Here is a 19,661-nt window from a genome sequence, read left to right as displayed (position 1 = left end):
GCCGCCACCCGCATCAGCCACTTCGCACAACTTCGCCCCGCCGGATAGATCCGACGGGGCGAAGCAGCAGAACCCGAATTAACCAACAGCATCCGGGTGCGCCGCGGGCCCTTCGGTGTCGCCGTGGGGTTACAGGTACTGGCCGGTGTTGCTGGCGGTCTCTATCGACCGCCCGGCCTCGGCGCCCTTGCCGCCGGAGACGAGCGTGCGGATGTAGACGATCCGCTCGCCCTTCTTGCCGGAGATGCGCGCCCAGTCGTCGGGGTTGGTGGTGTTGGGAAGGTCCTCGTTCTCGCGGAACTCGTCGACGCAGGCGTCGAGCAGGTGCTGCAGCCGCAGGCCCTTGCGCCCCGAGGTGAGGAACTCCTTGATGGCCATCTTCTTGCCCCGGTCGACGATGTTCTGGATCATCGCGCCGGAGTTGAAGTCCTTGAAGTAGAGGACTTCCTTGTCGCCGTTGGCGTAGGTGACCTCGAGGAAGCGGTTCTCCTCGGTCTCCGAGTACATCCGCAGCACCACCGCGTCGATCATCGCGGCGACGGTGGCCTGGGGGTCGCCGCCGTGCTCGGCGAGGTCGTCGGCGTGCAGGGGCAGGCCGGCGAGGATGTACTTGGAGAAGATGTCCTTGGCCGCCTCGGCGTCCGGCCGCTCGATCTTGATCTTCACGTCGAGCCGGCCGGGACGCAGGATCGCCGGGTCGATCATGTCTTCCCGGTTGGAGGCGCCGATGACGATGACGTTCTCCAGGCCCTCCACGCCGTCGATCTCGCTGAGCAGCTGCGGGACGATGGTGTTCTCCACGTCGGAGGAGACGCCGGAACCGCGGGTGCGGAACACCGAGTCCATCTCGTCGAAGAACACGATCACCGGGGTGCCCTCGCCGGCCTTCTCCCGGGCCCGCTGGAAGATCAGCCGGATGTGCCGCTCGGTCTCGCCGACGTACTTGTTGAGCAGCTCCGGGCCCTTGATGTTGAGGAAGAAGCTGGTGTGCCGCTCCTTGCCCTCCCGCTCGGCGATCTTCTTGGCCAGCGAGTTGGCCACCGCCTTGGCGATCAGCGTCTTGCCGCAGCCGGGCGGGCCGTAGAGCAGGATGCCCTTGGGCGGCCGGAGCTGGTGCTCGCGGAACAGGTCGGCGTGCAGGAACGGCAGCTCCACGGCGTCGCGGATCTGCTCGATCTGCGCCTGGAGGCCGCCGATGTCGGTGTAGTCGACGTCGGGCACCTCCTCCAGGACCAGCTCCTCGACCTCGCTCTTGGGGATCCGCTCGTACGCGTACGCCGAGCGGGGCTCGATCATCAGCGAGTCGCCGGCCCGGATCGGCGAACCGATCAGGGTCTCGGCGAGGTGCACGATCCGCTCCTCGTCGGAGTGGGAGACCACCAGGGCCCGGTCGCCCGGAGCGCCGTCGGGACCCGCGAGGATCTCCTTGAGCATCACGACCTCGCCGACCCGCTCGTAGCCGAGCGCGTCGACGATGTTGAGCGCGTCGTTGAGCAGGACCTCCTGGCCACGACGCAGCTCGTCGACCTCCAACGAGGGTGAGACGGCCACCCGGAGCTTGCGCCCGCCGGTGAACACGTCCACCGTGCCGTCGTCGTGCTTGGCCAGGAACACGCCGTAGCCACTCGGTGGCTGGGCGAGGCGGTCGATCTCCTCCTTGAGCGTCACGATCTGCGCGCGAGCCTCCTTGAGGGTGCTCACGAGCCGTTCGTTGTTCTCGGTCAGCCGCGCCAACTGGGCCTGGGTGGCCGCCAGCCGCTCCTCGAGCTGCCGGACGTGTCGGGGGCTTTCGGTCAACTTGCGCCGCACCAGAGCGAGTTCCTCTTGCAGGAACGCGACCTGCGTGGAGAGATCGTGGGCCTCCTTCTCCCACCGTGCGGCGCGCGAGTCCGCGTCGTCGCTGCGTGCCACGTCCCACCTCCCCGGGGGGCTTGAACGTTCTGAGCTAACACTAGCCGCTATGAGCCCGATTCGGTCCTCCGCAACGCGCTCGTCACCGAAGCTTGATCGCCAAGGGCTGGTCGGCGGGCGGGTACGGGCGTTCGGGTACCGTCGGGGGGTGGGACGGGAGAACATGGGGGGTGCTTCGTGACCGACGTCGCGACGGACCAGCTTCAGGTCTGGGTCGACCAGGACCTCTGCACCGGTGACGGGCTGTGCGTGCAGTACGCGCCGGAGGTCTTCGAGTTCGACGTCGACGGCCTGGCGTACGTCAAGGGCGCCGACGGCGAGCTGCGGTTGACCCCCGGCGCGCGGGTGGACGTGCCCGAGCACCTGCGCCTCGAGGTGATCGACTCGGCGAAGGAGTGCCCGGGCGAGTGCATCCACGTGGTGCGCGGCGACGGCGTCGAGGTGGCCGGCCCCGAGGCCGAGGACTGAGGCCCGACCGGGCGGAGCAGCCAGCACGATCGACAGCGCGGGCCGGGGACGGCGACGTCCCCGGCCCGCGTGCGTCGGTCAGAGCAGGGGGCGGCCGACCACCGAGGCGACGAGCCGGGCGAACTCCTCCAGCCGGGCGATCTGCCCGGCCCCGCCGTCGTCGAGGGTCTTGCCGAAACGCAGCGCGTCGTGCCGGGGCGCGCCGACCGCCTCGTCACCGGGCGGGGCCTCGTCCAGCGAGCTGAGCAGCAGGTAGACGTCGATGCTGTCGACCCGGACCTCGCCGTTGTCGGCGCGGGTGAGCCGGCGCCGGCAGCCGACCTCGGTGACCGTGGAGACCGGCACCACCCGCAACGAGGAGGTCATCGACCCGGGTGGCCCCTCCCCCGGCGGGACGTCCTCGCCGTGCCAGAGCACCAGCCGGCTGCCGTCGCAGACGACGACCTCCTGCCACACCCCGTTGACCTCGTTGACGAAGCGTTCCAGGGTGAAGCCGAGCACCGACGCGCCGCGCAGCACCCCGCCGAGGGCGTCCAGGGCGATGTCCGGGTCGCGCAGGTAGGCCCGGGCCGCCGACTCCAGGTCGGCGTAGGGCGACCAGTCGGGAAAGACCGCGGGCAGGTCGCCGTTGCCGTAGCCGGGGCTGCTCATGCCCACGCCTCCCGGTGATCCCGTCCACCGATCCGCTCGCTCATGCCACCGTCTCCGCCCGTCCGGCGCCGTCCCCCGGACACATGATCCACCCGCTCATCCCCGTCCGCGCCGGGGGGTCACGGCTGGCCCTGGGCCGGCTCCTCGGCGGCCACCCGGCGGGCCAGTTCCGCCTCGCGCAGCGCCTGCCGGCGCTGGACGTACGCCTCGGTGCCCTTGCTGGGTTTGCGCCGCCGCGGCGGCGCGGTGACCCCGGGGGCGAGCTTGCGCGCGGAGACCAGGAACGCGGTGTGCGCGATCATGCGGTGGTCGGGGCGGACGGCCAGCCCTTCGGCGTGCCAGTCGCGCACCAGGGACTCCCAGGCGCGCGGCTCGGTCCACCCGCCGCGCTCGCGCAGCGCCTCGACCAGCTCGGACAGCTGCGGGGTGGTGGCCACGTAGCCGATGAAGACGCCGCCGGGCACGAGCGCCCGCTCGACCATGTCGAGGGTCTCCCACGGGGTGAGCATGTCCAGGATGATCCGGTCGAAGCCGGTCTCCTGGCACTGCGCGACGTCACCGACGTGCAGCCGCCAGGCCGGGTGCGGGCCGGCGAAGAAGGCCTCCACGTTGCGCTTGGCGATCTCGGCGAAGTCCTCCCGCAGCTCCCAGGAGTGCAGCTCGCCCTCGGTGCCCACGGCGCGCAGCAACGAGCAGGAGAGCGCGCCGGAGCCGGCGCCCGCCTCGAGGACCTTGGCGCCGGGAAAGATGTCGCCCATGGCCACGATCTGCGCCGAGTCCTTCGGATAGATCACCTGGGCGCCGCGCGGCATGGACAGCACATAGTCCGACAGCAGCGGCCGCAGCGCCAGGAACGCGGTGCCGCCGCCGGCGGTGGTGACCACGCTGCCGTCGGGCAGGCCGATCAGCGCGTCGTGCTTGAGGATCCCCCGGTGGGTGTGGAACTCCTTGCCGGGTTCCAGCGTCACGGTGTGCATCCGCCCCTTGGGGTCGGTCAGCTGCACCCGGTCGCCGGGCCGGAACGGCCCCCGGTGCACAGGAGGCAGCGCGGGGGCGGTGGGGGAATGAGCGGTCACGTGTTCGTCTTCCGTTTGGGTTCCAGGAGCTGGGCCAGATCCGCGATGTGCAGGACGCCGACCACATCTTCGCCTGCCGTCACGACGTACTGCGCGCCCGGGTGGGTGCGCAGGGTCTCCAGCACGTGCTCGCCGTCCGCGCCGACCGGGAGGGCGGGCAGGCCGGCCAGGTTGCGGCAGACCGCGTCCACCGCGAGCCACGGCCGCCGTTCCGGGGGTACGGCGTCGGCCCGGGCCGGGTCGACCAGGGCGACCGGCCGGCCGGTGGCGTCGGCCACGGCGAGCGCGGCGGCCGGATCGACGCCCTCGGCGCGGCGGCGCTGCGCCTCCGCCAGCGGGGTGCCGCTGGGCACCGGGAACACCGGGCGGGCCAGCCGGGCGAGGTCGACCAGCGGCAGGCGCCGGCCGATCCGGGCCATCCGGATGGACTGCCCGGCGCCGCGCCACAGGGTGACCGCGACGAGCAGCACCAGCGGCAGCGCGAGCGGGGCGACGGCCCGGCGCAGGGTGAGCAGGACGACCAGGGCCAGGGTGGCCACCGCCACGGCCCGGCCGACCCAGCCGGCGACCTCGGTGCCCAGGTGCCGGTCCCGGGTGAGCGCCCAGACCGCGGCCCGCAGCGCCCGGCCGCCGTCGAGCGGGAGCCCGGGCAGGCTGTTGAACACGGCGACCACCACGTTGCTCACCGCCAGTTGGAACGCGAGCTGGTGGGCCAGGGTGCCGCCGGGCAGGGCCAGGGTGGCGGCCACGCCGGCGGCGCCGAGGACCGCGGAGACGGCCGGGCCGGCCAGCGAGACCAGCAGGTCGACGCGGGGGCTGGGGGCGTCCCGGTCCATCTCGGTGTAGCCGCCGAGCAGTTCCAGGGTGATCCCGCGCACGCCGATGCCGTGCCGGCGGGCGGTGAGCGCGTGCCCCAGCTCGTGCAGCAGCACCGAGCCGAGCAGGGAGATCACGAAGCCCAGCGCGACCAGGTAGCCGCCGAGGTGGCCGAGGTCGAGCTGGCGGCGGGCGAGGGCCGCGTACAGGACGGTGACGACGGCGGTGAGCAGCAGCATCGACGCGTCGACGCGCAGCGGGACGCCGCACACCCGACCGACGGTCAGCCCGGGCCGGCGGGACGGTCGGCTGCTGCGCTCCACCGGCCTGATGGTACGCGCGGCGGATCATGCCCCGGTGCGGCGACGGCCGCCCTGTCACACCGGTGCCCTAACCTTCCGGGCATGACGGCGGAACCGGTGATCGACGCGCAGCCCCTCCCCCCGGCGGCGGAGCCGCCCTCGGTGCGGGCGTCGCTGTCGCCGTCGCGGGCGGCGGACTTCAAGACCTGTCCGCTGCTCTACCGGTTCCGCAGCATCGACCGGCTGCCCGAGCGGCCGACGGTGGAGCAGGCCCGGGGCACCCTGGTGCACGCGGTGCTGGAGCGGCTGTTCGACCTGCCGGCGGCGGCCCGCACGCCGCGTTCCGCCGGCGACCTGGTTTCCCCGCAGTGGGACCGGCTGGTCGCCGAGCAGCCGGAGCTGGCCACCCTGTTCGCCGAGGGCGACGCCGCGGCGCAGGCCGATTTCCTCCGCTCGGCGGCGGGCCTGCTGGAGGGCTACTTCGCGGTGGAGGACCCGCGCCGGCTGGAGCCGGCCGAGCGGGAGGCGTTGATCTCCGCGGTGGTCGACGGGGAGCTGCTGATCCGCGGCTACCTGGACCGGCTCGACGTGGCCCCGGACGGCGCGCTGCGGGTGGTCGACTACAAGACCGGCGGGGCGCCGCGCGAGGCGTTCGAGGCGCGGGCGCTGTTCCAGCTCAAGTTCTACGCCCTGGTGCTGTGGCGGACCCGGGGCGTGGTGCCCCGGGTGCTGCGGCTGCTCTACCTGAAGGACGCCGAGGTGTGCGACTACGCCCCCGACGCCGAGGAGCTGCTGCGCTTCGAGCGCACGGTGGTGGCGCTCTGGCAGGCGATCGAGCAGGCCACCGCCCGGCAGGATTTCCGGCCCCGGCCGAGCCGGCTCTGCGACTGGTGCAGCCACCAGGCGCGCTGCCCGAGCTTCGGCGGCACTCCGCCGCCGTTCCCGGTCGCCGGCGCCGGCGACCCGCTCACCGACGCCCGGTCCCGGCCGGCGGCGCCGGGGGCGGACGAGTGACCCTCCTCCTTCCGGAGGAGGACGGGTTCGGCTTCGGCGACGACGGTCCCGGCCGGGTGGCGGCTAGCGTCGTGGCATGACCAACCGGCTGCCGGGGTGGCTCCGGCGTCGACCGCTGGCCGCCGACACCGGCCTCGCGCTCGTCCTGGCGGCGTTGGACGCCGCGTTCCTGCTGCTCATGCCGCAGGAGCTGCGGCCCGGGCAGCTCTGGGCCGCGCTGGGCGGCAGCGTGCTCGCCGCCGCCCCGGTGGCGGTGCGCCGGGTCGCGCCGTGGCCGGCGGTGCTGGCGGCGGTGGCGACCCTGGCCCTGCCGGTGCTGCTGCGGCACGCGCCGGGCACCCAGGGGCTGGCCTTCGTAGTGCTCACCTACACGATGGCCGCGCACCGGCCGCTGCGCCCGGCCGGGCTGGCCGCGCTGCTGCTGTGGGTGCCGGTGCTGCTGGCCAACCTGGCCGTGCCGCTGGACGGCGTGCTCGACATGGGCCCGGCGTACCTGCTGCTGAACAACCTGCTCACCGCCGGGGTGGCGTTCGCGGTGGGCCGGGCGGTGCAGGCGCGCCGGCAGTCGACCCGGATGCTGCGGGAGCGGGCCCGGATCGCCGAGGCCACCCAGCGGTCGCTGGCCGAGCAGGCCGTCGCCGACGAGCGGCGGCGGATCGCCCGGGAGCTGCACGACGTGGTGGCCCACCACGTCAGCGTGATGGGGGTCCTGGCGACCGGGGCGCGGCGGGTGCTGCACCGGGATCCGCAGGCCGCCGACGGGGCGATGGCCACCATCGAGGAGACCGGCCGGGCGACCCTGCGGGAGCTGCGCCGGCTGCTGGACGTGCTGCGCACCGACGCCGAGCCGGCGGCCGAGCTGGCCCCGCAGCCGGGGCTGACCGGCATCGAGGCCCTCGTCGAGCAGGTCCGGGAGGCCGGGCTGCCGGTGACGCTGCGGGTGGACGGGACGCCCGCCGCGCTGGAGGAGGGCGTGGCGCTGGCCGTCTACCGGGTCATCCAGGAGGCGCTGACCAACACCCTCAAGCACGGCGGGCGGGCCACCGCGGAGGTCGAGCTGACCTGGGGCGACGGCTGGCTGGCGGTGGAGGTGACCGACACCGGGCGGGGGCCCACGCCGGCGACCGACCGGATCGGGCACGGGCTGGTCGGGATGCGCGAGCGGGTCGCCCTCTACGGTGGGGTCCTGCGGACGGGCCCGCGGCCCGGCGGCGGCTTCCGGGTATACGCGCGGATCCCGCTGGACTCCGCCGGGGCGGTCCCGGCGGGCGCGGCGACGGGGGGACGGGGATGACCGACAGCACGGGCCGGCCGGTGCGTGTCCTGCTCGCCGACGACCAGCCGCTGCTGCGGACCGGGTTCCGGATGGTGCTGGGCACCGAGGACGACCTGGACATCGTGGCCGAGGCCGGGGACGGCCTGGAGGCGGTGGAGCTGTCCCGCCGGCTGCTGCCGGACGTGGTGTTGATGGACATCCGGATGCCCCGGATGGACGGGGTGGCGGCGACCCGGGCCATCGTCGACGCCCGGCTGCCGGTGCGGGTGCTCATCCTCACCACCTTCGACCTGGACGAGTACGTGGTCGGCGCGCTGCGCGCCGGGGCGAGCGGGTTCCTGGCCAAGGACGTGCCGGCCGAGGACCTGGTGACCGCGATCCGCACGGTGGCGGCCGGGGAGGCGGTGGTGGCGCCGCGCATCCTGCGCCGGCTGCTGGACCGGTTCGCCGACGCGCTGCCCGACCCGGCGGCCACCCCTCCGAAGGCGCTGGACGCGCTGACCGAGCGGGAGCGCGAGGTGCTGGTGCAGGTGGCGCGAGGGCTGTCGAACGCGGAGATCGCCCGGGCGCTGACGGTCAGCGAGACCACCATCAAGACCCACGTCGGGCACGTGTTGACCAAGTTGGGGCTGCGCGACCGGGTGCAGGCCGTGGTGCTGGCGTACGAGACGGGGCTGGTGCGGCCGGGCGGCTGACCCGGCGGCCGGGTGGCGGCGATCACCTACCGTGACCATCAGCCGGGTGGCACGGTTGACCATCACGCAACGTGAGGCCATAGCCTCGCCACCGTGCTCGCGGGGTGGCGGTCGGGGATGACCCTGAGCCGGTCTCGGGGGTGACCCGCACCGGGATTTCGGCACCGGATACGTCCGGAGACGGACGGATGTCCCGGCCGCGGCGTCGAGGATGGAACGGTCGCACCGGTCAGCGGGGGCGGTGCGAATTTTGAGAATCAGACGGAAGAGGTAGATGACGTGACCGCGACGGTGGGGCAGCAGGCGCAGGCCGCGGCCCGGGCCAACGACGTGTGGAAGGTGTACGGCAGCGGCGAGGCGCAGGTCGTCGCGCTGCGGGGGGTGAGCGCCGAGTTCGAGCGAGGCCGGTTCACCGCGATCATGGGCCCGTCCGGTTCGGGCAAGTCGACGCTGATGCACTGCCTCGCCGGGCTGGACTCGGTGACCCGCGGCACCGTCATGATCGGCGAGACCACGGTGACCGGGCTCGGCGACTCCGGGCTGACGAAGCTGCGCCGGGACAGGGTCGGCTTCATCTTCCAGCAGTTCAACCTGCTGCCCACGCTCACCGCCCAGGAGAACATCCTGCTGCCGCTGTCGATCGCCGGCCGCAAGCCGGACCCGGCCTGGTACGACACGGTGATCGACACGGTCGGCCTGCGGGACCGGCTGGGGCACCGGCCGGCGCAGCTCTCCGGCGGCCAGCAGCAGCGGGTGGCGTGTGCGCGGGCGCTGGTCGCCCGGCCCGAGGTGATCTTCGCGGACGAGCCGACCGGCAACCTGGACTCCCGCTCCGGCGCCGAGGTGCTGAACTTCCTGCGCAACTCGGTACGCGAGCACGGCCAGACCATCGTGATGGTCACCCACGACCCGACGGCGGCCGCGTACGCCGACCGGGTGGTCTTCCTGGCCGACGGTGAGATCGTCTCCGAGCTGATCGAGCCGACCGCGGAGACGGTGCTGGACACCATGAAGAAGCTGGACACCCCGGCCGAGGTGGGCAACTGATGCTGCGGGCAACGCTCAAGAGCCTGCTGGCGCGCAAACTGCGCCTGCTGCTGTCCGGCCTGGCGGTGGTGCTCGGCGTCATGTTCGTCTCCGGCGCGTTCGTGCTCACCGACACGCTCGGGCGGTCCTTCGACGCGGTCTTCGCCGACGCGTACTCCGAGGTCGACGTGAGCGTCGAGGCGAAGCCGAAGATCGACGTCTCCGGGGCGGAGGGGATGCCGGTGAGCACCCCGATGCCGGCGTCCGTGCTCGACCGGGTCAAGGCGGTGCCCGGCGTCGCCGACGCCAAGGGCGTGGTCGCCGCCGAGGGCGCCCGCCTGATCGGCAGCAACGGCAAGGTGGTCTCCTCGTTCGGCCCGCCGCAGCTGGGCCAGAACTGGCTCGGTGAGGGCGACCTGCTGGAGCTGCGCGAGGGCCACGCGCCGCAGGCCGACGACGAGATCGTGGTCAACGCCGCGCTGGCCAAGGCGGGCAAGGTAGCGGTCGGCGACCGGGTCGGCGTGCTGACCCTGGCGCCGAAGAAGGAGTTCACGATCGTCGGCGTGTTCGGCTACAGCGGTGGCCGGGACTCGATCGGCGGCGCCAACGAGATCTCCTTCACCACTCCGGTGGCGCAGCAGCTGATGCTCGGCAAGCCCGACGTGTTCAGCAGCGTCAGCATCGAGGCCGCCGACGGCACGTCGCCGACGGCGCTGCGCGACGAGGTGGCCCGCACGCTGGGCGGCGACTACCAGGTCAAGACCGGCGAGCAGCTCGCCGACGACGCGGCGGCCGGCCTGAAGGAGGGGTTGTCGTTCTTCAACAAGATCCTCCTCGGGTTCGCCGCGGTGGCGCTGCTGGTCGGCACGTTCCTGATCCTCAACACGTTCTCGATCATCGTGGCCCAGCGCACCCGTGAGCTGGCCCTGATGCGGGCGATCGGGGCCAGCGGCCGGCAGGTCATCGGCTCGGTGGTGCTGGAGGCGCTCGCGGTGGGCCTGATCGCCTCGGTGCTGGGGCTGGCCGCCGGCATCGGGGTGGGCGCGCTGCTGGCGTACCTGTTCGGTCAGCTCGCCGGGGGTCTCACCCTGGCCGGGCTGGGTGTGCCGCCGTCGGCGGTGATCGGCGCGTTCGGCGTCGGCATGCTGATCACGGTGGTCGCCGCGCTGCTGCCGGCGGTGCGCGCCTCGCGCATCCCGCCGATCGCCGCGATGCAGGACGTCGCCACGCCGGACCGGCCGCTGACCAAGGTCACCATCGGCGGCGCGGTGGTCACCGGCATCGGCGCGGTGCTGCTCTTCCTCGGCCTCGGCGGGCACGCCGGCGGCAGCACCCTGGCGACCATCCTCGGCGGTGTGCTGTTCGCGTTCATCGGGGTGGCGCTGCTGACGCCGGTGATCAGCCGGCCGGTGGTCTCGCTGCTGGGCGCGTTGTTCTCCTGGTCGGTGCCGGGCAAGCTGGGCCGGCTCAACTCGGGCCGCAACCCGCGCCGCACCGCGATCACCGCCGCCGCGCTGATGGTGGGCATCGCCCTGGTCACCGGCGTGACGGTGATCCTGGACTCGGCCAAGGGCAGCATCGGCGCCCTGGCCCAGGACACCATCAAGGCGGACCTGGTGATCGCCGGGGCGTCGTCCGGTCCGCGTCCGGCGAGCTTCGACCCGGCGGTGCTGGAGAAGGCCGCCGCGATCCCGGGCGTGCGGATGGTCGACGGCGAGTACGGCGACATGGCGGTGGTCGGCGGCGAGCGGACCTGGGTGGCGGTGTCGAGCAACGTGGCGGCGCTGCAGCAGGTCTTCGGGGCGAAGGCCACCGCCGGTGACATCAGCCGGCTGGCGCCGGACCAGATGCTGGTCAGCTCGGACACCGCGAAGGCCCGTAACCTCACGGTCGGTTCGGCGGTGCCGGTGCAGCTGGCCCGCGGCGAGGCCCGCACCTACACGGTCAGCGGCATCTACTCCAGTTCGCAACTGACCAACCCGGTGACCCTGCCGCCGCAGGCGGCGGCGGACTTCGCCATCCCGCAGCCCATCCAGGGCTTCCTGCAGCTCGCCCCCGGCACGTCGGTGGACACGGTGCAGCCACAGGTCGAGCGGCTGCTGGCGGACAGCCCGGAGGTGTCGGTGGTCGACCTGGCCGCGTTCATCGAGCAGCAGACCGGCCAGCTGGACTCCCTGCTCCAGATGATCCAGATCCTGTTGGCGCTGGCCATCGTGATCGCGGTGCTGGGCATCATCAACACGCTCGCGCTGTCGGTGCTGGAACGGACCCGGGAGCTGGGCCTGTTGCGGGCGATCGGCCTGCGACGCGCCCAGACCATGCGGATGATCACGGTGGAGGCGGTGGTGATCTCCATCTTCGGCGCGCTGCTCGGCGTGGTGGTCGGCACGGGTCTCGGCGCGGCGGTGGTCGAGGCGCTCAAGGACGAGGGCATCACCGACCTGATCCTGCCCTGGGGTCAGATGGTGACGTTCCTGATCATGGCCGCGATCATCGGTGTGGTCGCCGCGGTGCTGCCGGCGATCCGCGCCGCACGGATCAACGTGCTGGGGGCCATCGCGCACGACTGACCCCGCCGGCCGCGACGGCCCCCGCCACCTCAGGTGGCGGGGGCCGTCGCGCGTGGTCGGGCCGGCCGGTGCCGGTCAGGCCGGCGGTTCGCCGAGCAGCGCCGCGAGCAGCTCCAGGTCCGCCCCGGTCAGGCTGGCCAGCTGGTGTACGCCCGCGGTCGGCGGCAGCGGCACCTCGGCCGGCACGGCCAGCACGGCGGCGCCGGCGGCCAGCGCGCTGGCCACCCCGGTCGGCGAGTCCTCGATCGCCACGCAGCGCGCGATCGGCACGCCGAGCAGCCGGGCGGCGGTCAGGTACGGCTCGGGGTGCGGCTTCGCCGCGTCCACCTCGTCGCCGCAGACCACGGCGTCGAAGCTGTCCCGGCCCAGGGTGTCCAGGGCGACCTCGACCAGTGGCCGGCCGCTGGAGGTGACCAGGGCGGTGGGGATTCCCGCGGCGCGGACCGCCCGCAGCAGCGCCAGCGCGCCCGGCCGCCAGCGCAGGCCGGTGCGGAACAGCTCCAGGATGCGGGCGTTGATCCAGTCGGCGCTGGCCTGCGGGTCGCGCTCCGGCTGGCCCAGGTCGTCGTGCAGGATCCGCATCGAGTCGGCCATGCTGGTCCCGATGATCGCCACGCGGGCGGCGTCGGAGAGGGTGCCGCCGTAGACGGCCGCCAACTCCTGCAACGCGACGTCCCAGAGCTTCTCGCTGTCGACCAGGGTGCCGTCCATGTCGAAGAGCACGGCGGCGGGATGCTTGCTGCTCAGCGGGGGCCTCCTCGGGTGGGCGTATCCGCTGATCCTCTCAGCCGGGCCCGGGCCGGTGGCCGGGCTCCCGCGCGAGGGTGACCTGCGGCATCATCCGAGACCGCAGGCGTCCAGGGAGTCCCGGTAGCCGCGGAAGAACGAGTCGGTGCGCTGCTCGGCGGTGCCGTGCGAGCCCTCGGCGAACCACGGCTGGTCCGGGTCGTCGCCGACCGCCAGCAACCCCTCCCGGAACTCGTCCAGGTCGCCCTGGTCGAGGGTGAGCGTCCGGGACCGCACGTTGTCCCCGATGTAGGCCCCGGCCATGCAGTCGGCCTGCAACTCCTGCTGGATGGTGAAGTTGTAGCGGACGCCGAGGCGCACCTGCACACCGTGGGCGTACTCGTGGCCGAGGAGGTAGAACAGGAACGCGTCACCGACCTGCCGGAACGCCGCCACCGACCAGTTCACGTCGTAGGCGATGAAGTCGCCGGCCGAGCAGTAGACGGCGTTGTTGCGCGGCAGCCCTTCGCCGCCGCAGGACACCTCCCCCGCCCGGGTGTAGGGCACCACCCGGCGGATCGGCTGGAACCGCTCGCCGGAGGCGCGGAACCGCTCGGTCCAGTAGCGCTCGGCGATGCCGACGGCGTCGGTGAAGTCCTGCTTGAACTCGACGACGCTGGTGGTGCCGTCGGCCCGGGTGGTGTCCGCGCCCCGGGGGCTCGGCTGCCCGGTCTGCCGCGAGCCGGGCTCCCGCGGCTCACCGGAGTCGAGGCCGCCGCCCATGCACCCGGCCGCCAGCACCACGGCCACCAGGAGCCCCGCGAGCGGGCCCGGCCGCCGACGTCCCGCCTTCTTCCGCACGGTCGCCTCCCCGGCTGAGTCACTGTGGCTGCGCAAGTACCCCGACCGCGCGCCGTTGATGCCCACCGGGGAGCACGCGCTCGGGACGGGCATCGTTCACCCGCCCGTGCCGCACCGCGAGCGCCGACGCCGGCCGGCCGGTCCGTCACATGCTGTTCGGCATGTCCCGCCGGACGGTGTGCGACTGGGCGGCGTGGCGCTGTGCCTCGTACCGCTGGCGGCGGGCCTCCGCGTCGTGCGCCGCCGACCGGTCCTCGTCCGGCGCGGACCGGCCCCGGTCGCGCCGCAGCACGACGCCGACCACCGCCGCCACCAGCACCGCCACCACCGCAAGGGTCACCAGCACTGTCGTCATGACCGCCAGCGTAGGAGACCCGTGCTCCCGGCCGCGTACCCGCGACGGGACAGCCGGGCCGGCGCGCCGCCGGTAGGGTGTGCCGATCGTCTGATCTCGATGCACGGGGGACTACCATGGAGCACCTCATCAACCGTCGAACCCTGCTGCGCGCCGCCGGCGTGGGCGCCGCCGGGGCCGCGTTCGGCGCGGCCGCCGCCCGACCGGCGCTGGCGTCGGTCCCCGCCTCCCGGCGGTTCAACCTGAGCGACCCGTCGGACAAGCTGATCCGCGAGAAGCGGCTGCACAACGTCACGGTGCTGCAGTCCCTCGCCTTCGACAACGTCAACAAGCGGATCTACACGGTGCAGGTGGTGCAGGGCGGCGTCCAGCTGCCGGGCGAGAGCGCCCCGGTCCCCGGGGCCACCCGGGTCGCCAACGGCGACCTCTGCGTCACCCAGCTCGACCTGGCCGGCAACAAGATCACCTTTATGTACCTCAAGGGCTTCGGCCACGGCGTGGGGATGGGCGTGGAGCCGGTCGGCAGCACCGCCTACCTGTGGACCGAGACCGACGCGGTCGACCAGTGGGGCACCGCCATCACCCGGTTCAAGTTCACCCCCGGCGCCGTGTTCACCACCTCGACCAGCGGGCTGGAGAAGCACCGGCCGGTCAGCGGCTCCACCAACAACACCTGCGTCATCGACCCGACCACCAACCGGCTCATCCTGCGGCACAAGGTCAGCAGCGGCTTCCGCTACAACGTCTACAACCTGGCCGACGTACGCGCCCGCACCTACACGCCGCTGGCCAGCGTCGCCCAGCCGACGACCGTGGGCTCCGCCCGGCCGTTCCAGGGCTACACCGCGCTGGGCAGCTACCTGTACATGCTGGAGGGTTCGGGGTACGGCACGTACGACTCGGTCGAGGGCACCGGCAACACGTACATCACGGTGGTGGACCTCAACACCGGCGCCCAGGTCGACCGAGGGCTCACCAAGGCCGGCTACACCCTCCCGTTCCGGGAGCCGGAGGGCATGGCCATCCAGCTGCCCACCGGGGACGCCAGCTCGGCGCGGCTCTGCTTCGGCTTCGCCGGCGGCGACTCGGGCGCCCGCACCGCGAGCGTCTACTACAAGGATCTGCTGGTCTGAGGGCCGGGGCTACCCTCGACGCATGATCGACACGGAGTACGACCGGCACGAGCGGTCCCGCTGGGCGGGCCGGGCGCGGGCGTACGAGCGCAGCTTCGCCCGGCTCTGCGCGTACCCGACGCCGGCGCTGCTGGACGCGGCGGCGGTGCGGCCCGGACGGCGGCTGCTCGACGCCGGCACCGGGCCCGGCACCGTCGCGGCGGCCGCGCTGGCCCGCGACGCCCGGGTGGTGGCGGTCGACGCCGAGGCGAGCATGCTCGACGCAGCCGGGCGGCAGGCACCGGATGCGCGGCGCTGCGCCGCGGCCCTGCCGGACCTGCCGTTCCCGGCCGCCGTGTTCGACGCGGCGGTGGCGAACTTCGTGCTCAACCACGTCGGGAACCCGGCCGCGGCGCTGGCCGAGCTGGGCCGGGTGGTACGCCCGGGCGGGCGGGTGGCGGTGACGGTCTGGCCGTCGCCGCACCCGCCGCTGCAGCGGCTCTGGGGCGAGGCCGTCGCCGCCGCCGGGGGCGCCCCGCCGGCCGGCCTGCCCCGGCTCGCGCCCGAACGGGACTTTCCGCGCACCGAGTCGGGCCTGGCCGGCGTGCTGGCCGGGGCGGGGCTGGCCGACGTGCACTGCCAGACCCTGACCTGGACACACCACGCCGACCCGGAGGACTGGTGGGCCGGCCCGGCGGCCGGCATCGGCAGCGCCGGGCTGATGATGCAGCGGCAGCCCGCCGCCGTGCGGGCACGCCTGCGGCACGAGTACGACCGGCTCACCGCCGCCTACCGGGACGCCGACGGGACGCTGCGGCTGCCCACCGCCGCCCTGCTCGGCTCCGCCCGGGTCGGCGGCGGCCCCGACCAGGTGGCGGCGGGATGGCGCGCCGAAGGGCCGCCCGGCGACTGACCGGGCGGCGGGTGCGAGCCCCGATTAGTCCAGGCCGCGCATGATGTGCGGTTCGCCGTCGTCGTCGCCGAAGCAGCGGTGCAGCACCTGTGCCCGGGCCCAGAGGTCCAGGCTGCTCGGCGGGCCGGCGGGAGACGCGGCGGCCGGCTCGCGTACGGCCATGGGCGGCTCCGACGGAAGCTGCGAAGGGGTGTCGTCGGCCATCCCCGCCCCTCTCCTCGATCTGGTCCACGGCCCGATGCCGTGAGGCCAGCATCCCCCAGCATGCGCCCATCCGCCTGCGAACGGTTAAAGCCGCGGTGAACACGACAGACGCAACGGCCCAGAAGGTACGCCCGGGCCTCAACCGCCGTTCACTCAAATTGATCTAGACCGTTACTTCCAGGCCGGTCTATATAGGTGCCACCCTTCCCCCCGATCGGACGGAGCACCATGACCCGCACCCTCCGCGCGACGGCCATCAGCCTCGGCGCGATCCTGGCCGCCACCCTCGGCCTCGCCCAGCCGGCCCCGGCCGCCGGCTACTCCGCCTCCCTCAGCACCGCCGTCGCCGGCCTCCCGGTCGCCACCGAGGTCCGCACCGGCTACAGCCGCGACCTGTTCCCCCACTGGATCGACGCCGACGGCGACGGCTGCACCACCCGCAACGAGGTCCTCCTCGCCGAGGCCGTGACCGCGCCGAGCATCAGCGGCACCTGCACCCTCTCCGGCGGCCGCTGGTACTCCTACTACGACAACGCCTACTGGACCCTCACCAGCGACCTCGACATCGACCACATGGTGCCGCTGGCCGAGGCCTGGGACTCCGGCGCCCGGTCCTGGACCACCAGCCGCCGCCAGGCCTACGCCAACGACCTGGGCGACGCCCGGGCCCTGGCCGCGGTCACCGACAACGTGAACCAGGCCAAGGGCGACCAGGACCCGGCGACCTGGCTGCCGCCGTACGCCTCCGCCCGCTGCCGCTACGTCAAGGAATGGGTCGCCGTGAAGATCCGGTGGCGGCTCACCGTGGACAGCGCGGAGAAGAGCGCGCTGACCAGTTGGGCGAACAACTGCCCCAGCACCACCGTCTCGGTGACCTACGCGTACTGAACCGCCGGCCGGGGCCGCCGCCCAGCCGGCGACGGCCCCGGCCGGCGCGCCGGTATCGCGGCGTTCCTCGGCTCCCCGGGCACTCGTCTCGCCCGGCCGGGCGGCTTCCCGGGCGCTCGCCGCCCGGCCGGCTCCCCCGGCGCTCGCCTGGCCCCTCCGGGCGGCTTCCGGGCGCTACCGGTCGGGCCCCTCCCGGAGGCGCTACCGGTCGGTCCCTCCGGGGGCGCTACCGGTCGGGCTGGCGGCGGGCGAGGTGGACGGTGATGTCGGCGGCGATCCCGACCGTCTCCGGCAGCACCCGCCGGATGCCGGCGAACACCCGCTCCCGCACGGGCTCGGGCAGCTGGAGGTAGGCCGAGACGGTGGAGAGGTAGCCGACGTAGTCGGCGGCGCTCATCGTGAACCGCCGCTCGATCACCGACTGCCGGACGTCGGCGAACCACGCCGAGCGCTGCAGCTCCGTGCCCGGCCACTGCATGTGGTGCCCCGGCGGCGTCCCGTCCGGCGACGGGATCTCGTCGCTGCTGAGAAAGGGTGCCCGGGCCGCGTCGACGGCCCGCCGCACGGCCGGGTCCGCCAACTGGACCGGCCCGCCGAACGAGGCGAACACGCCACCCGGGGCCACCAGCGCGGCCATCCGCGACCACCGGCCCGCCGGTTCCGTCCAGTGCAGCGCCGCCGCCGCGTAGACCAGCCCGTAACGCTCCCCCGGTCGCAGGTCCTCGAACGCGGCCCGCACGATCCGCACCTCCGTCGGCACCTGCCGGCGCAACTCGGCGAGCATGGCCCCGTCCGGGTCCGTCGCGGTGACGGTGATCCCCCGGCCGGCGAACAGCCGGGTCGCCTTGCCGGTCCCCGCGCCGATCTCCAGGGCGGTCCGGACCGGTCGACCCGCGTACGCCAGCACCAGATCACCGAGCTCCGCGGGATAGCCCGGGCGGAACTCCTCGTACGCTCCCGCCCTCGCTCCGAAGCTCAGCGCGCGCCCAGGCATGCCGAGGATCCTGCCACGTCGTTCGCGTGGCCGCGCGCCCATTCAGCCGGCCGGTGTGCGCAGGGTCGGGGCGCTCCGCACGCCCCCCCCTCGCGCCGGAGGTCACCTCTTCCGGTGGAACTCGATGAGGTGGCACCGGTCGGGATCGCCGTCGAAGCGGTACAGCCACGGCTCCTCCCGGTCACCGGAGATCCACAGCTGTATGTCGCCGAGCATCATGTCCTCGGTGCTCTCCGAGGCGAGGTCGAGGGTCCACGTACCCTCTTCGGGCTGGCCGTTCGCGGCCGGCGACAGCTTGCTGGCGCGGTAGTGGCCGTCCTCGGTCAGCTCGATCCTTCCGCCCGCGGCGCCGGTGTAGACACCTGCCAGGTCGGACACGGTGATGTCGTCGGGAGGCCGGGGTGCGCAGCCGAAGATGCGGGAACAGCCGGCGACGGGCGCCGGTACGAGCAAGCCGATCGCCAGGGCGACGGCGAGTCGCGGGGCTCTCTGCATCAAGGGCTCCGTCCTGACCGACGAACACGAAGCCGGACGACAGTGGACCTTAGCGGGCCTTCCTGTCAGCGGTACTCGCCGGCAGTCGGGCTGCAGGTCAACCCCGATTACTTGGCGTTGAAGAGATTCCGCCTCTCGCGGACCTGCACCGACGTAGATCATCACGTCTGTGAACAGGGAAAACACCGTTAGCTGACGTTGGCAAGCGTTGAACGCTTGCGGACATTCTGCGGACCGATTGCGGACCGCGGCTGACCCTTGGCATCCGATCGCCCACGAGGGGGCGTCATGCGCAACGTTCTCGCCCAGCTCTACGCAACCCTGGTCTTCCTGCTCACCGCCGGAACCATGGTTGTGCTCCTGCTCGCCGCCGGCCTCACCTATAAGGCCACCCGCGATCCAGCGGGAGCCGCGGTCCTCGCGGTAGCCGCCATGTGGATCCCGCAGCAGCTCATCACCGGCAGCCGACACCGGCGGCCCTGACCCAATAAGGCGGGCCCGGCAGGTGCTGGAACACCTGTTGCCCGGGCCCTTGATCGCCCCAGGAGGCGACCCGTGAGCAATCTACCGTTCACCCTTCCCACGTGCGAGCAGCCGGCCACCACCCGGGTTGAGCTGTTCAGCACCGACCCGGCCGGCGCTGGCGACAGCCTCGACGCCTGCGTCTACACCTGCGAGCAGCACGACAGCGACGCGGTCACCGCGGCGTGGAGCGCCGACATGAACGCGTACCGGGTGGTGATGGCGCCGGGTGTGGAGCGTGCCTGCGGCGAGTCGTACGTCTTCCCCACCGGCAACCTGGGTGGTGCGAAGTGAGCCGGCCGGACCGGTGGTGGCGGCCGTCGACGACCCGCCGCCCACCGCTACGGGCGCGGCAGCGGCGCATGTACACCGAGCAGGAGGTCGACACGACGTTCGACACCGGCTACGAGTGCGGGAAGATCGCCGGCCGCAAGGAGGCGTTCCAGGACTACGCCCGGGAAGCGGTCCGGAACGCGACGCCCGAGGCAGTTGACGAGCTCCTGGAGGTCGCCGACCGGGAGTTGTTCGTCCACGACATCGAGCAGTGGCTACGCGAGCAGTAGGTGTCCGCCCCGCGCGCGCGAGGGCTGGACCTTTTTCCCGGCGCCGGGAAGAAGCGCGAGGGAGTCGACCTTCGGCAAATTTGCCGAAGGTAAGCCAAAGCTCCCGCCCCGCGCGCGCGAGGGAGTCGATCGGGGCGGGACGGGGTAAAGGGGGTTAAACAAGCGACCCCCCCGGGGGGAGCGGGGGGGCGGGAGCGCGTGGCGGCGGACCGGCCGGGGAGGC

The 19,661-nt window shown here is 73.3% G+C and carries 22 protein-coding genes; 12 read left to right on the top strand and 10 right to left on the bottom strand.

Annotated elements, in window-relative coordinates:
* Positions 1 to 129 precede the first annotated feature (129 nt).
* Positions 130 to 1,911, bottom strand: coding sequence for a proteasome ATPase (gene arc, locus AB0I11_RS32470; RefSeq protein ID WP_357329425.1), 1,782 nt, complete (start codon positions 1,909 to 1,911; stop codon positions 130 to 132).
* A 177-nt stretch (positions 1,912 to 2,088) separates the two neighbouring features.
* Here arc and AB0I11_RS32465 point away from each other — a divergent pair, with 177 nt between their 5' ends.
* Complete coding sequence (locus AB0I11_RS32465) at positions 2,089 to 2,379, top strand: ferredoxin (protein WP_357329423.1); 291 nt, start codon at positions 2,089 to 2,091, stop codon at positions 2,377 to 2,379.
* A 78-nt stretch (positions 2,380 to 2,457) separates the two neighbouring features.
* On the opposite strand, the gene AB0I11_RS32460 is transcribed toward AB0I11_RS32465, so the two are convergent.
* The 3 genes from AB0I11_RS32460 to AB0I11_RS32450 form a co-directional block, all read right to left on the bottom strand.
* The gene (locus AB0I11_RS32460) at positions 2,458 to 3,030 is read right to left on the bottom strand and encodes a hypothetical protein (protein WP_357329421.1); all 573 of its coding nucleotides are present in this window, start codon (positions 3,028 to 3,030) and stop codon (positions 2,458 to 2,460) included.
* A 119-nt stretch (positions 3,031 to 3,149) separates the two neighbouring features.
* The gene (locus tag AB0I11_RS32455; RefSeq protein ID WP_357329419.1) at positions 3,150 to 4,106 is read right to left on the bottom strand and encodes a tRNA (adenine-N1)-methyltransferase; all 957 of its coding nucleotides are present in this window, start codon (positions 4,104 to 4,106) and stop codon (positions 3,150 to 3,152) included.
* Entirely contained in the window at positions 4,103 to 5,194 is a 1,092-nt protein-coding gene (locus AB0I11_RS32450) for a site-2 protease family protein (protein WP_357329428.1), read from the bottom strand. The genes AB0I11_RS32455 and AB0I11_RS32450 overlap by 4 nt, the downstream gene beginning before the upstream one ends.
* A gap of 132 nt (positions 5,195 to 5,326) precedes the next feature.
* On the opposite strand from AB0I11_RS32450, the gene AB0I11_RS32445 reads away from it, so the two are divergent.
* From AB0I11_RS32445 to AB0I11_RS32425, 5 genes are all read left to right on the top strand, one after another.
* Positions 5,327 to 6,238 (top strand): PD-(D/E)XK nuclease family protein, encoded by a 912-nt coding sequence (locus AB0I11_RS32445; RefSeq protein ID WP_357329417.1) that lies wholly within the window; start codon positions 5,327 to 5,329, stop codon positions 6,236 to 6,238.
* A gap of 76 nt (positions 6,239 to 6,314) precedes the next feature.
* Positions 6,315 to 7,532, top strand: a complete 1,218-nt coding sequence (locus tag AB0I11_RS32440) for a sensor histidine kinase (protein ID WP_357329415.1) — start codon at positions 6,315 to 6,317, stop codon at positions 7,530 to 7,532.
* Positions 7,529 to 8,209: a response regulator transcription factor gene (locus AB0I11_RS32435; protein ID WP_357329413.1), complete on the top strand. Its 681-nt coding sequence runs from the start codon at positions 7,529 to 7,531 to the stop codon at positions 8,207 to 8,209. Before AB0I11_RS32440 ends, AB0I11_RS32435 begins: the two co-directional genes overlap by 4 nt.
* A gap of 279 nt (positions 8,210 to 8,488) precedes the next feature.
* Positions 8,489 to 9,256 (top strand): ABC transporter ATP-binding protein, encoded by a 768-nt coding sequence (locus tag AB0I11_RS32430; protein ID WP_357329411.1) that lies wholly within the window; start codon positions 8,489 to 8,491, stop codon positions 9,254 to 9,256.
* Complete coding sequence (locus tag AB0I11_RS32425; RefSeq protein WP_357329409.1) at positions 9,256 to 11,805, top strand: FtsX-like permease family protein; 2,550 nt, start codon at positions 9,256 to 9,258, stop codon at positions 11,803 to 11,805. The genes AB0I11_RS32430 and AB0I11_RS32425 overlap by 1 nt, the downstream gene beginning before the upstream one ends.
* Before the next feature lie 75 nt (positions 11,806 to 11,880).
* On the opposite strand, the gene AB0I11_RS32420 is transcribed toward AB0I11_RS32425, so the two are convergent.
* From AB0I11_RS32420 to AB0I11_RS32410, 3 genes are all read right to left on the bottom strand, one after another.
* Positions 11,881 to 12,528 (bottom strand): HAD family phosphatase, encoded by a 648-nt coding sequence (locus AB0I11_RS32420; protein WP_046562757.1) that lies wholly within the window; start codon positions 12,526 to 12,528, stop codon positions 11,881 to 11,883.
* 114 nt (positions 12,529 to 12,642) lie between these two features.
* The gene (locus tag AB0I11_RS32415; RefSeq protein ID WP_357329407.1) at positions 12,643 to 13,485 is read right to left on the bottom strand and encodes a neutral zinc metallopeptidase; all 843 of its coding nucleotides are present in this window, start codon (positions 13,483 to 13,485) and stop codon (positions 12,643 to 12,645) included.
* A gap of 52 nt (positions 13,486 to 13,537) precedes the next feature.
* Positions 13,538 to 13,747, bottom strand: a complete 210-nt coding sequence (locus tag AB0I11_RS32410) for a hypothetical protein (protein ID WP_357329404.1) — start codon at positions 13,745 to 13,747, stop codon at positions 13,538 to 13,540.
* A 116-nt stretch (positions 13,748 to 13,863) separates the two neighbouring features.
* Between AB0I11_RS32410 and AB0I11_RS32405 the strand changes: the two genes are divergently transcribed.
* Positions 13,864 to 14,880, top strand: a complete 1,017-nt coding sequence (locus tag AB0I11_RS32405) for a hypothetical protein (protein WP_357329402.1) — start codon at positions 13,864 to 13,866, stop codon at positions 14,878 to 14,880.
* A 22-nt stretch (positions 14,881 to 14,902) separates the two neighbouring features.
* Positions 14,903 to 15,772, top strand: coding sequence for a class I SAM-dependent methyltransferase (locus tag AB0I11_RS32400; RefSeq protein ID WP_357329400.1), 870 nt, complete (start codon positions 14,903 to 14,905; stop codon positions 15,770 to 15,772).
* 24 nt (positions 15,773 to 15,796) lie between these two features.
* Here AB0I11_RS32400 and AB0I11_RS32395 read toward each other — a convergent pair whose 3' ends face one another.
* Complete coding sequence (locus AB0I11_RS32395) at positions 15,797 to 15,934, bottom strand: hypothetical protein (RefSeq protein ID WP_357329398.1); 138 nt, start codon at positions 15,932 to 15,934, stop codon at positions 15,797 to 15,799.
* A 270-nt stretch (positions 15,935 to 16,204) separates the two neighbouring features.
* On the opposite strand from AB0I11_RS32395, the gene AB0I11_RS32390 reads away from it, so the two are divergent.
* The gene (locus AB0I11_RS32390) at positions 16,205 to 16,864 is read left to right on the top strand and encodes an HNH endonuclease family protein (RefSeq protein ID WP_357329395.1); all 660 of its coding nucleotides are present in this window, start codon (positions 16,205 to 16,207) and stop codon (positions 16,862 to 16,864) included.
* Positions 16,865 to 17,090: 226 nt separating this feature from the next.
* Here the strand turns inward: AB0I11_RS32390 and AB0I11_RS32385 are convergent, their stop codons facing one another.
* Positions 17,091 to 17,858: a methyltransferase domain-containing protein gene (locus AB0I11_RS32385; RefSeq protein ID WP_357329393.1), complete on the bottom strand. Its 768-nt coding sequence runs from the start codon at positions 17,856 to 17,858 to the stop codon at positions 17,091 to 17,093.
* Positions 17,859 to 17,960: 102 nt separating this feature from the next.
* Positions 17,961 to 18,353, bottom strand: coding sequence for a hypothetical protein (locus AB0I11_RS32380; RefSeq protein ID WP_357329390.1), 393 nt, complete (start codon positions 18,351 to 18,353; stop codon positions 17,961 to 17,963).
* A gap of 288 nt (positions 18,354 to 18,641) precedes the next feature.
* Between AB0I11_RS32380 and AB0I11_RS32375 the strand changes: the two genes are divergently transcribed.
* The 3 genes from AB0I11_RS32375 to AB0I11_RS32365 all read left to right on the top strand — a co-directional run bounded on the left by AB0I11_RS32375 (position 18,642) and on the right by AB0I11_RS32365 (position 19,438).
* Positions 18,642 to 18,836 (top strand): hypothetical protein, encoded by a 195-nt coding sequence (locus AB0I11_RS32375; protein ID WP_357329388.1) that lies wholly within the window; start codon positions 18,642 to 18,644, stop codon positions 18,834 to 18,836.
* A 72-nt stretch (positions 18,837 to 18,908) separates the two neighbouring features.
* On the top strand, positions 18,909 to 19,169 hold the full coding sequence (locus AB0I11_RS32370) for a hypothetical protein (RefSeq protein ID WP_357329386.1): 261 nt from the start codon (positions 18,909 to 18,911) through the stop codon (positions 19,167 to 19,169).
* A gap of 68 nt (positions 19,170 to 19,237) precedes the next feature.
* Complete coding sequence (locus tag AB0I11_RS32365; RefSeq protein WP_357329384.1) at positions 19,238 to 19,438, top strand: hypothetical protein; 201 nt, start codon at positions 19,238 to 19,240, stop codon at positions 19,436 to 19,438.
* Positions 19,439 to 19,661 lie beyond the last annotated feature (223 nt).

It is taken from the genome of Micromonospora sp. NPDC050495 (genome assembly GCF_040655175.1).
Classification (GTDB): Bacteria; Actinomycetota; Actinomycetes; order Mycobacteriales; family Micromonosporaceae; genus Micromonospora.
Note: the sequence above shows the minus strand (reverse complement) of the source record. Positions and strands in the feature narration are given on the sequence as shown.